Origin of the sequence: Edaphobacter sp., from assembly GCF_035532915.1 — a bacterium.
Taxonomy (GTDB): Bacteria; Acidobacteriota; Terriglobia; order Terriglobales; family Acidobacteriaceae; genus Edaphobacter.
Window position 1 is genome coordinate 1 of the sequence record NZ_DATKQC010000189.1, and the last position, 10,818, is coordinate 10,818.

Sequence of the window (10,818 nt, forward strand, 5' to 3'; positions counted from 1 at the left end):
CCAGACAAGGACGGCTTCTGGGACGCACTTGTCACGAGTAAAGGCTCTGGCCTGCTGATCGGAGACCCGGTTGCCAGTCGCTTCGAGATTTATGGATCGGAAGACCCGGGCCTGAACGTGTGGCAACGCATCGGAGAGGAGTCTTCGATGCACACATTCCACTTCGATTTATCTGCATACCCGGGAGAGGAACTATTCGCAGCAAGCAATTCCGTACTGATGGGTTCACCTCAAGCTGGAATCCTCTTTGTCGGTGGCGGCGAGTTGGGCGCGAAGCTCTCGTTAGCTGCATGGAAGGATCGCAGCTATATAAGCTTTAAATCAGCAATACCTTTGGCTAAGGGGAGCACCTCCGGCGCGTTTTCGTTTGCTGCAGCGCAACAATCCCTCACGAGCTTCGGACACCTAGTAGCTGTCGGCGGCAACTACGCAGACCCCAATCAAGCGAAAGGAACTGCAGCATGGAGCAAAGACGGCGGCCAACACTGGCACCCCTCCACCACCCCGTCCCACGGCTACCGCTCCTCCGTAGCCTACGACTCCCAACAAAAACTCTGGATCACGGTAGGCCCCAACGGCACCGACGTCTCCCGCGACGACGGCCGCAACTGGACAGCCCTCAAGCCCACAAAAGAAGACGCACCCGACGCCGACAAGAACTGGAACGCCCTCTCACTCCCCTTCGTCGTCGGCCCCAACGGTCGCATCGGCAAACTCCGCCCCAGCGCACTCAACCCATGAACCGCTACTGAGGAGTATTCGTCGTCGGACTGGGACTCGAACCAGGGCTCGAACTGCTACCGCTCCCAAAGCCACTCCCGAAGCTGCTGCTGCCGAAGCCTCCGCTCGAAGGCTGGCTCCCCGTTCCCGTGCTTGTCCCGGAGTTCGAATTCGAGCTGCCGAAGCTGGACTTCGAATCGGAGTTCGATCCTAAATCGCTCGCATCCGTCGCCGTCATCCCGCCGCCGAACAGGTTCACCTTGGCCTTCAACTGCTCGATCCGTGGATCGTACAGAAACTCCCAGGTGTCATAGGTCGTCTGCTCGTTGAGCGTCATGATCGAGTTTCCAGTCTTCGTCAGCCCAACTCCAACGATCGGCCCGGCAGTCGCCGCAGAGCCAATGCCGGAATCGCCGCCGATCCCGCTCGACCCTGACGAACCGGAGGAAGTTCCAGTCGGGCTCGACGAGCCTGTTGAACCCGCTCCGGACGAACTCGACCCAAAGGAAGAAGTCAGACCGCCCGAGCCTGAGCCCGATGATGACCCAAAGGAGGAAGTCAGCCCGCCTGATGTCGATGACGATCCAGACGAACCAAATGCCGAACCCGTCGAGCCCGCCCCCCCAGGCGAACCTCCAAGGCTGGTGCTCTCGATCCCGCCCAGCGGCTTGCCGAAGAAGCCCTTCACCGTGGTCTTGGCCTCGCCCAGATGGATCACCCGCCAGTCGTCCTTGCCGGTCATCGGGTCGAGGTAGCGCTTGCGCAGAAAGCGCATATTGTTGGTCTTCTCCAACTGGTCGATCGAAGTGGGATAGTTGCCCATCTTCAGGTAATACACCTCGATGGCGCGCACATAGGCGTTGCCGCGATGCACCGTCTCCACCTCCCGCTCCCGCCGCATCTCATGCGCTGCCCGAGGTGCCGCAACTGCCAGCACCAGCAGAATCAGGAAGATCACGACAACCATCCCCAGCAGCAGAAAGCCCTGCTCGCTCTCGCGAGTCGCTGATCGGTGCAATCGGTGTAGATCGGGGTTAAGCATTGCCTGCTCTTTGCGCCTCAATGAATAATCAGCGGCAGCGTCTGGGTATTGTTATCGGTAAGGTCTTCCACGACGATGGAGTTCGCCGAGATCGCTCCCACCTTATACCGCCGCTGCACAATATCTCCCGGCGAAGCCAGAAAGACGTCCTCGCCATGAAGCAGGAACGCTCGCCGCACACCCTGACCCGAGGTCGCCGTTCCAAAGAACTTCAGGTCGATCGGCGGTGGCGGAGGAGGGCCCAGCGGCGCTACCGGAACAATTGGCCCCTTGGGACGCGCCGAGGCAATCGCTCTGGGAATGATGACCGCAGGAGCCGAGTTGGCGGAGAAGATATTTCGCCCGCTCCCCGAATAGACCAGTGATTCCGTCACCAGCATCGCCTTCATGTGCAGTGTCGGGTCCAGATGCGTCGCCGCAGTGCCTACATTCTTCGCCACGCCTGCCTTCGACGGCACTCTCCTCGCCACCGGAACCGTCGCAGTCGTAGCCACAGGCGGAGCAGCATCCGGCGTAGAAAGCTCGGTGTACATATAAACAACCGCGCCCAGCGCCAGTACACCGACACCCACCAAAATCCTGAGTTTCTTCTTGTCCTCCGCTCCCATCTTCATCGCGATGCACCTCCACCAGTGGACGAGCCGCCCACCGCCGCATCGCCCGAGGGCGCGACCACATTCTTCTCCGCATCCTCCGCTCCCACCGGGGGACGCAGGTACGTCACCATCTTCAATCGCAAGCCGACCGTTCCGCTCTGTTCCCCGGTCAGCGATACCCCGCGAATCAGAAAGAACATCTTGTCGCGCTCCAGGCTGTTGATAAACAGCATCAGCGGCCTGTAGTCGCCGCTCAGGCTGTAATCCATGCGCAGCTCCGTCAACGCACCAGCGCTACCCGTCATCACCGGCGCCGACGAATACGCTCCCTGGTTGAGCTTCACTCCCTGCTTCTTCGCCAGAACACCAAGCTCGCCCACTACTTCGGAGTCGGCGAACGGCAGCCGCTGCCGATAGAACGCATTCGCGTCCGTCGTCGCCTGGGCCAGCTTCGCGTCCAGCCCTTCGAGCGGCTTCTTCGCAATCTCCGCCGTCTTCATCGCAATCGTCTGCTGCTCCACCGCGGTGTCGTTCTGGCCGGTTGCCGCCTGCCAGGCAAAGCCAATGTGAATCAGCAGATAGAGATTCACCAGCGCCAGCACCGCGATGCCCGCGTAGTAGATATTCAAGCGCGTCAACAAAGCGCGCGTCCGCTCCGTCAGATTCGGAGGCAGCATATTGCGGGTCATCACCGTCATCGCCCGCCTCCAGTGCCGTCTGCTTTAGCCACGGCCTTGTCCTTCACCGCAGCAGGCAGCGGATTGTAGCCGCTCAAAATATCAAACTCGACCACTCCCGGCATCGTCGCCTGCATCGGATTCCGGTTGTTTTGCAGCTCCTTCTGCGCAGCCTCGCTGACCAGCCGTGGAGCGACAAACCGTTGCGACGTCTCCAGATTTCTCACCAGTTGTACTGCACGCTCACGGTCGCCGCTCACCCGTAGCCGAATGTTGACGTCGCCCTCCTTGGTAATCACCGGCTCGATGCTGGTGACCTGCACCCCCATCGGCAGCACTCTTTCAAGGTCCATCATGACCGCGGTCCAGCTAAAGCTCTTGCGCTCGAACAGGTCATTGAGAAACTGCGACCGCTCGAGTACCGCCATGTTCTGCGGCTGGCGCATCCTCGCCTCGTTCGCCTGCCGCTCCTGCTGAAACTGCAGCGTCTTCGCCTTCAGCGAATCCATCTGCGTCTGCGCTATCTTCGCGCGACCGTTCAGCGCCTGCAGCCAGAAACCAAGCCCCACCACCAGCACCGCGAGCGCCACCACCGCCAGCCGCAGCCGCGCAAACAGCGGGCGCAGTTCAACGAAAGGACGTGTTGCCAGATTGACTGAGGTCCGCATCAGTTCTTCAACGCTCCCCGCACGCCGGCCAGCCAGCCGCGCGGCACGCTGGCCGACACCGCTCCCGCCTCCAGCATGGTCGTCTCCACCATCTCCTGCACGCGCAAACCTTCCAATCCATTCGCTTCCATCATTGCAGCAATCCCGTGGGCGCCTATCGTTCCAGCTACCAGCAGACTCTCCGGAGCAGTATGCAGCGTGTCCTCGAAATAAGCGGCGGCAACGCTCACCGTCTGCGTTATCTCGCTGGCAGTTGCCTGCGCAATCGCAGTCGCCACCCAATCGCGCATCTCGGCCTTCTCGATCACTGCGGTCTGCATGGCAGCCTCCGCCTCGAACCGGTCGTAGCCCGCCGGATCAGCCGACAGAGGTGCTTCCCATGCGCCCTGCTCCCCTTCGACAGACGTTGCCACCGACACAGCGGCCTCCGCATTCGCAGTCAAATCCAGCGCCCGGTGCAGCAGCAGGATTCCACCCTTCACAATCGCGGTCGTCACCTCACCCGGTTCCGCATTCACTATCAATACAGGAGCGTCCGTGCTATCGAGCCCCGACAGCGCAGCCAGCGTACTGGGCAGCACCGCGCCGGGCTGATATCCCGCCGCAGTCACAACGCCCTCATATTCGTCCAGCACATCCTTCGGCATCGCTACAGCCAGAACGCGCACGCCACCGCGCTCGCTCGCCATCACCTGATAGCTCACCGCTGCGCTATCCGCATCGAACGGCAACAGCTTCTTCAGGCGAAAGCGAACCACCGGTAAAGCCTCCGCAACCTTCGACGGCAATTGGTCAAAGTCCAGCAGCAGAACACGCACCGCCGCATCCGGAACCACGACCGTCACATCCCGGCCAACGCTCCGCTCCGAGCCCTTCCCTGCAATCTCATCGAGAACCTTGCGAACCGCCGCCGTCACGCCTTGGCGGTCTGCGATATTGCCGGGCTTGAAGCTCGGAACCACCGCACCGGCAGCCACATCCGCTCGCGCCACTGCAGTCAGCAGCGCAGCCGCGTCCTCAGCGCGAGCAGCGACGACGCCCTCAGCCCTTACCTCAACCGCCAGCCGAGGCCGCGTCCCTAAACTTGTCGGTAAAAATTCCATGCCGTCCTAGCTTACCTTCCCAACCCCACAACTATCTAAACCAGCCTTGAACCTTATCTTCCCGCCTCGATAAACGTAACCTTGTTGATCTCCCGCAGCGTCGTGATTCCGGCGCGAACCCGTTCCAAAGCCGAGTCGCGCAGAAATGCCATTCCCTTCTCTTTCGCCTTCTTGCGAATCTCGCTGCCCGGCTTCTTCGCCAGCAGCATCTCGCGAATCTCGTCATCCAGCTCCAGCAGCTCGTGAATCGCCGACCGGCCACGAAACCCAGTGCCTCCGCACTCGATACATCCGGTTCCCTCGCGGAAGTTGAACCCGCGCCACTCCTCCAGCTCCAGTCCGCTCGCGATCAACTCCGCATCGCTGTACTGCACATTGCGCGCGCAGAAATCGCAGACCTGCCGCACCAGCCGCTGCGCCAGAATACAGTTCAGCGCGGAGACGAAGTTATATGGCTCGACGCCCATATTCAAAAAGCGCCCCAGCACATCGACGACGTTATTCGCGTGGACGGTAGTAAACACAAGATGCCCGGTCAACGCCGAGTTGATCGCGATCTGCGCCGTCTCCGCGTCGCGGATCTCGCCGACCAGAATCTTGTCCGGGTCGTGGCGCAGGATCGACCGCAACCCTCGGGCAAAGGTCAGCCCCTTCTTCTCGTTCACCGGAATCTGCGTGATGCCGCGGATCTGGTACTCCACCGGATCTTCAATGGTGATGATCTTGTCTTCCTCGCTCTTGATCTCGTTCAGCGCGGCGTAGAGCGTCGTCGTCTTACCCGAACCGGTAGGCCCGGTGACCAGCACCATGCCGTACGGCTCCTTGATGTAGCGCCGAAACCGTTCCAGATCCCTGTCCGCAAACCCGACCACATCGAGCGAGAGCTTCTTGAACTTCTCGCTCATCGACTCTTTGTCGAGGACGCGCAGCACAGCGTTTTCGCCGTGCACCGTGGGCATAATCGAGACGCGAAAGTCGATCAGCCTGCCCTTGTAGCGAACGCGAAAACGACCGTCCTGCGGCACGCGCCGCTCGGCGATATCCAGTTCGCTCATGACCTTGATGCGCGAAAGAATCGTCTGATGATGCTCCCTTGCAATCGGCGCCATGGCCTGCTGCAACACGCCGTCGATGCGGTACTTCACCAGCAGACAATCGTCGAACGTCTCCAGGTGAATGTCCGAAGCACGCCGCTCCAGCGCGGTAAAGATGGTCGTATCCACCAGCCGGATGATCGGCGAGATATCGTCCTCGCTGGTCAGCCGCTCGATGGAGATATTCTCGTCGGCATTGTCCTCGCTCGAAAGCACATCGAAGGCCAACCCCTCGCTCGCCTCATCGAGCACGCGCTGCGACTGCTCCATCTTCTTCAGCAGATCGGTAATCTGCGAGAGCGTCGCCACCCGCGTAACCAGCCGCGTGCCCAGCAGCCCCGAGATCTCGTCCAGCACCATCAGCTTCGAGGGGTCCGAGACCGCAATCGCCAGCCGGCCATCCCTCTGCTCCAGCGGGACGAAGTTGTAGCGGAACATCATGTCCACCGGGACGGTCTTGAACAGCTCATGCTGGATCTTGAAGTTCTTCAGGTCGACAAACTCCGCATGGTAGCGCCGCGCCAATCCCTGCGCGCGCTCGGTCTCGTCCACGCCCAATTCATTGATTGGGATCGCCAAAGGTGCATTTGCCATAGCTGTAAGACTCCCTTCCACCCCATCCGTCACTGCGAAGCAGCCTTGAAACCGGAAATTTGGACCTTCGCCCCATTATCAAGGAAGGTAGCCTCCCGTGGTATCCTCGGGGCCTGATATCTGACAGCGCTCGGCAGCCTCTGGAGACGATCCATGAACGATGCAACCACCGCCTGTTCCTCGATACCCCACAAAGCCCTCGGCTGGTCCATTGCCCTCAGCATCTTCCTGATTGTGGCCGGACTCATTGCCATCCTCCTGCCGCCTATTATGGGCCTGGGCGTCACCCTGTACATCGGCTGGCTGCTGATCTTCAGCGCCATCGCGCACTTCGCCTTTGCCTGGAAGTCGCACACCGCCGGGGCCGTGCTGTGGGAGGCACTGGTTGGCCTCGTCTACCTGTTTGCAGGCGGCTACCTGATCCTGCATCCGCTCGCCGGGCTGCTCTCGCTAACGCTGCTGCTGGCCATCTATCTGCTGGTCGAAGGAATCTTCGAGTTCGTCCTCGCCTTCAGGCTCACCCGCAACGGCCGCTTCTGGATGATCCTCGAAGGTGTCGTCACCATCGTTCTGGCCGTCATGATCTGGAGGACGTGGCCTTTCAGCACGATCTGGGCCATCGGCACGCTGGTCGGCATCAGCATGATCTTCAGCGGCTTCTCGCGGCTCATGTTCGCGCTCGCCTGCCGCCGAAGCCAAGCCGCTGCCGTCTAACAAAGACAGCCACTTCTACCAGACCGTCGTCACTTCGGAGCTTGCGCGAATCTTCTCGTCTCGCGTAATCAGCGAAAAATTCTCTATCACCGCTGTCGCTCCAATGAGCCTGTCTATTGGGTCCTTTGAGTAAGCAGCCGCAAACCGCATCGACCGTGAAGCAATCCTCGATGTCACTGGAAAGACGATAAAGTTCGCCTCAATCTCCTTCAGGAAAGACTCCATCGGAATCGTCACATCGATCCGCCCCTGATCGATCAACATCGCCACTTCCCACAAAGTGACGTCGGCAATTCCAAGTCCTCCGCCTGTGCGTCGGGCCTCTGAGATGGCATCCGTCGCCCGCTTCGATATCTTCGACGGTTCCACGGCAAGCCATATCGCAACGTGCGTGTCCAGTAGGATCACTTCAAGGCCTCGTAGTCTTCGAGAGGAACAATGGGAGAGATAATGTCTCCCACAATCCTGCCCTTGCCCAGCAGAAAACCAAAGATCGGGTCCGCCTCAGTCGCCATCGGCACAAGTTGAGCCACCGGCTTGCCCTTCTTGGTGATGACGACCGTCTCCCGCTTCTTCTGTACCTCGTCCATCACGGCGAGACACTTCGCCTTGAACGTTCCAGCTGCCATCGTCTTCATTGCGGCACCTCACCATGGTCATCATACCATGGTCATTAAGCCCTAGTGACTCACTCCGCCACCGGTGAGGTTGAAGATCGGGAGATAAAGCGCAATCAAAATGCCGGTCACCACGATGCCCATCACGATCAGAATCGCCGGTTCGATCAGGCTCATGGCCGCCGTCAGGTTGGCCTGCACATCTTCTTCAAAAAACTCGGCCACCGAGTTCAACATCTGCGGCAGCGCGCCAGTGGACTCGCCCACCTCAATCATCTCAATCGCCAGCTCCGGAAAAACCTTGGTCGACTGCAAGCTGGCCGACAGCCCCCTGCCCTCGCGCACCGTCTCCACCGACCGGTAAACCGCATTGGCAATCTGCCTCGAATCGATCGAGCGCGCCGCCGTCTCCAGACTCGGCACCAGTGGCAGACCGCCTGTCAGCAGCGTCGAAAGCGTCCGGCTGAACAGCCCTACCTGATACTTCAGCCAGACATTGCCGAAGATGGGCAGGCTTATCCGAATCCGGTCTACCGCCATCGCACCGGAGTCGGTCTTGATCCACCGCGATACCGCAAAGACCACCACCGCGACGACAATCGCCGCATAGATGCCATAGTGCTGCGCATACTGGCCCATCTGCAGCATCATCAGCGTCAGCCAGGGCAGGTGCGTCCCCAGCTGGTCATAAAGCTGCGCAAACCGCGGCACGACGAACGTAATCAGAAAGATAAGCAGCCCCACCACCATCACCACCAGAAGCGCCGGGTAGATAAGGCTGGCCTTCAGCTTCTTGCGGAACGTCAGCGAAACCCGCTGAAAGTCCAGATAGCGCTGCAAGACCTCTTCGAGGTTTCCCGACCGCTCGCCCGCCAGCAGCGTCGTCGTATAGACGAGGGGAAAGCCGCCCTGCGCCTCGAACGCCTGCGAGATCGACTCGCCTGTCTTCACCCGCGCGGCGACGTCCTCCAGCTGAGCCCTGAAGCTCGCCTCTTTTTGCCGCCGTGCCAGCAGCTCCATCGACCCCAGAATCGGCAATCCGGCGCGAATCAGCGTCAAAAATTGCTGGTTGAAGATTAGAAACGTCTCCAGTTTGACCTTTTTCTTGCTCGATCCCCCCAGCGCGCCCCGCGCCTTCACCGAGTAGACGTAATACCCCGCCTGCGTAAACCGCGCCCGCAGCTCTTCCGCCGTCGCCGCCGCATGGGTCTGCTCCTGCACCCGGCCCCGTTCATCCGCCAGCTTGATTACAAACTCAGTCATCGAAGTCCATATTAGACGTTCGCCACCGCAACCGTCTGACCCCTACCCAGCGGGACAGCCTGTCAGACGTCGTGAGCTAGTGCGCGTCCAGCTCGATATGTTTCTGTGCAGGCGGCCGCTTCAGGAAGAACACCAGCGGCATCATGCAGACCATCAGGATGCAGAGCATCTTGAACTGGTCCATATACGCGAGCAGCGAAGCCTGCCTCTGCATCCCCGCATAGAGCTGCGCCAGCGCGAAGTAGTGATTGTCCGCCGCGTTGCCAGGACCTGCAGCCATCTGCCCCACCGCCTGCTGCACCGCTCCGCTGGAGGCGGTAATATGCTGGCCAAGCACCTGTTGAAACACCTGCGTCCGGCGTTGCAGCATAGTACTGACCAGCGCGATGCCGAGACTTCCGCCCTCGTTTCGCACCAGCGCATAAAGCCCCGCCGCCTGTGAGCTCTCCGTCTTCGGGATAAACCGAAAGACCATCGTGCTGACCGGAACGGTAATCAAGCCAAGCCCCATCACCTGCACGATGCGCGGAAGGATCATGTTCCACTCGGTGATATCGAGGTTGAGCGTGCCCATCCACCACAGCGAAGAGGCGATCAGCAGCATCCCCGAAAAGACCATCTTGCGCGGATCGTAGCCCTTGGTGAGCATGAATCCGACAAACGGCACCTCGATCATGGTGAAGATTCCCGCCGGAGAAAGCACAATCCCCGCGGAAGTCGCCGTATAACCCATCAGTTGCTGCAGATACACGGGAATCAGATAGGTGGTCGCATACAAAATCGCGTAGAGCCCAAGGATGATAAGGCAGCAGAACAGAAAGTTCCGCTCCTTGAGCAGCCGCAGGTTGACGATCGGGTTCTTGCGCCGAAGCTCCCACACCACGGCGCTGACCAGCGCTATCAGTGAGACGCTGGCGAAGAAGACGATAAAGGGTGAGCCAAACCAGTCAAGCTCCTGCCCCTTATCCAGCACGATCTCAAGCGTAGCCAGCCCAATCGAGATAAAGCCCAGCCCTCCCCAGTCGACCGAAAGCTTCCCCGCCTTCGCCTTCAGCTCCTTCATATGCGGAGGATCTTCGAGCACGATGCGGGTAAGAATGACACAGACAATTCCCACCGGGATATTGATGTAGAAGATCCAGCGCCATGAGTAGTTATCGGTGATCCATCCGCCGAGCGTCGGCCCCAGCACCGGCGCAACCAGGATCGCGACCGTATACAGCGCCATTGCCATGCCACGCTTCTGCACCGAAAACGTGTCCGCGAGAATCGCCTGTACCGACGGCTGCAATCCGCCGCCCGCCAGCCCCTGCGCGACGCGAAACAGGATCAGCACTCCGAGCGTAGGGGCCATTCCGCAGAGTCCCGAGAAGACGGTGAAGAAGAAGACAGAGACAAGATAAAAATTCTTGCGGCCAAAGACCGACGAGATCCAGCCGCTGATGGGCAGAACAATCGCATTCGCGACCAGATAGCTGGTCAGCACCCATGCGCCCTCGTCCTGCGACGCCGAAAGGCTGCCCGCGATATGTGGCAGCGCGACGTTTGCAATCGAGGTGTCCAGCACCTCCATAAACGTGCCGATGGTGACCACCAGCGCAATGATCCATGGATTGAAGACTTTAGGCTCAGGAAGAGGCTCGTTATCGAACGGCGTCGCCATCTCGACCAGCGCTGCCTCGGGTTGTACTAACTCTTCTTCCTCTAAGACTGCTGGCATAATGACCCTT

12 protein-coding genes are annotated in these 10,818 nt (G+C 60.1%); 2 read left to right on the forward strand and 10 right to left on the reverse strand.

Features of this window, described 5'->3' with window-relative positions; all coding sequences use genetic code 11:
* Positions 1 to 741 (forward strand): hypothetical protein (locus VMU57_RS09000; RefSeq protein ID WP_325382593.1); only part of this gene is annotated, 741 nt, incomplete at its 5' end.
* Between the two features lie 4 nt (positions 742 to 745).
* On the opposite strand, the gene VMU57_RS09005 is transcribed toward VMU57_RS09000, so the two are convergent.
* From VMU57_RS09005 to VMU57_RS09030, 6 genes are read right to left on the reverse strand one after another with little or no spacing between them, the layout of a single operon-like run.
* On the reverse strand, positions 746 to 1,762 hold the full coding sequence (locus VMU57_RS09005) for a type II secretion system protein (protein WP_325382595.1): 1,017 nt from the start codon (positions 1,760 to 1,762) through the stop codon (positions 746 to 748).
* Between the two features lie 17 nt (positions 1,763 to 1,779).
* Positions 1,780 to 2,376, reverse strand: a complete 597-nt coding sequence (locus VMU57_RS09010) for a hypothetical protein (RefSeq protein ID WP_325382597.1) — start codon at positions 2,374 to 2,376, stop codon at positions 1,780 to 1,782.
* Entirely contained in the window at positions 2,373 to 3,056 is a 684-nt protein-coding gene (locus tag VMU57_RS09015; RefSeq protein WP_325382599.1) for a hypothetical protein, read from the reverse strand. Before VMU57_RS09015 ends, VMU57_RS09010 begins: the two co-directional genes overlap by 4 nt.
* Complete coding sequence (locus tag VMU57_RS09020; RefSeq protein ID WP_325382601.1) at positions 3,053 to 3,703, reverse strand: PilN domain-containing protein; 651 nt, start codon at positions 3,701 to 3,703, stop codon at positions 3,053 to 3,055. Before VMU57_RS09020 ends, VMU57_RS09015 begins: the two co-directional genes overlap by 4 nt.
* Positions 3,703 to 4,806 carry a hypothetical protein gene (locus tag VMU57_RS09025; RefSeq protein ID WP_325382603.1) on the reverse strand — a complete coding sequence of 368 codons (1,104 nt, stop codon included), beginning with the start codon at positions 4,804 to 4,806 and terminating at the stop codon, positions 3,703 to 3,705. Before VMU57_RS09025 ends, VMU57_RS09020 begins: the two co-directional genes overlap by 1 nt.
* 53 nt (positions 4,807 to 4,859) lie before the next feature.
* Positions 4,860 to 6,494, reverse strand: a complete 1,635-nt coding sequence (locus tag VMU57_RS09030; RefSeq protein WP_325382605.1) for a GspE/PulE family protein — start codon at positions 6,492 to 6,494, stop codon at positions 4,860 to 4,862.
* Between the two features lie 153 nt (positions 6,495 to 6,647).
* On the opposite strand from VMU57_RS09030, the gene VMU57_RS09035 reads away from it, so the two are divergent.
* Complete coding sequence (locus tag VMU57_RS09035) at positions 6,648 to 7,208, forward strand: HdeD family acid-resistance protein (protein WP_325382607.1); 561 nt, start codon at positions 6,648 to 6,650, stop codon at positions 7,206 to 7,208.
* A 15-nt stretch (positions 7,209 to 7,223) separates the two neighbouring features.
* On the opposite strand, the gene VMU57_RS09040 is transcribed toward VMU57_RS09035, so the two are convergent.
* The 4 genes from VMU57_RS09040 to VMU57_RS09055 form a co-directional block, all read right to left on the reverse strand.
* On the reverse strand, positions 7,224 to 7,616 hold the full coding sequence (locus VMU57_RS09040) for a type II toxin-antitoxin system VapC family toxin (RefSeq protein WP_325382609.1): 393 nt from the start codon (positions 7,614 to 7,616) through the stop codon (positions 7,224 to 7,226).
* On the reverse strand, positions 7,613 to 7,846 hold the full coding sequence (locus VMU57_RS09045) for a type II toxin-antitoxin system Phd/YefM family antitoxin (RefSeq protein WP_325382611.1): 234 nt from the start codon (positions 7,844 to 7,846) through the stop codon (positions 7,613 to 7,615). Before VMU57_RS09045 ends, VMU57_RS09040 begins: the two co-directional genes overlap by 4 nt.
* Before the next feature lie 42 nt (positions 7,847 to 7,888).
* Complete coding sequence (locus VMU57_RS09050; RefSeq protein WP_325382613.1) at positions 7,889 to 9,088, reverse strand: type II secretion system F family protein; 1,200 nt, start codon at positions 9,086 to 9,088, stop codon at positions 7,889 to 7,891.
* Positions 9,089 to 9,164: 76 nt separating this feature from the next.
* Positions 9,165 to 10,818, reverse strand: a 1,654-nt coding sequence (locus tag VMU57_RS09055) for a DHA2 family efflux MFS transporter permease subunit (protein WP_325382615.1), incomplete at its 5' end; no start/stop codon positions are given.

Excerpts from the sequence above, each read along its gene's own strand:
- VMU57_RS09025 (WP_325382603.1), bottom strand. The coding sequence starts at position 4,806 with ATGGAATTTTTACCGACAAGTTTAGGGACGCGGCCTCGGCTGGCGGTT.
- VMU57_RS09005 (WP_325382595.1), bottom strand. The coding sequence starts at position 1,762 with ATGCTTAACCCCGATCTACACCGATTGCACCGATCAGCGACTCGCGAG.
- VMU57_RS09030 (WP_325382605.1), bottom strand. The coding sequence starts at position 6,494 with ATGGCAAATGCACCTTTGGCGATCCCAATCAATGAATTGGGCGTGGAC.
- VMU57_RS09050 (WP_325382613.1), bottom strand. The coding sequence starts at position 9,088 with ATGACTGAGTTTGTAATCAAGCTGGCGGATGAACGGGGCCGGGTGCAG.
- VMU57_RS09020 (WP_325382601.1), bottom strand. The coding sequence starts at position 3,703 with ATGCGGACCTCAGTCAATCTGGCAACACGTCCTTTCGTTGAACTGCGC.
- VMU57_RS09035 (WP_325382607.1), top strand. The coding sequence starts at position 6,648 with ATGAACGATGCAACCACCGCCTGTTCCTCGATACCCCACAAAGCCCTC.
- VMU57_RS09010 (WP_325382597.1), bottom strand. The coding sequence starts at position 2,376 with ATGAAGATGGGAGCGGAGGACAAGAAGAAACTCAGGATTTTGGTGGGT.
- VMU57_RS09015 (WP_325382599.1), bottom strand. The coding sequence starts at position 3,056 with ATGACGGTGATGACCCGCAATATGCTGCCTCCGAATCTGACGGAGCGG.
- VMU57_RS09045 (WP_325382611.1), bottom strand. The coding sequence starts at position 7,846 with ATGAAGACGATGGCAGCTGGAACGTTCAAGGCGAAGTGTCTCGCCGTG.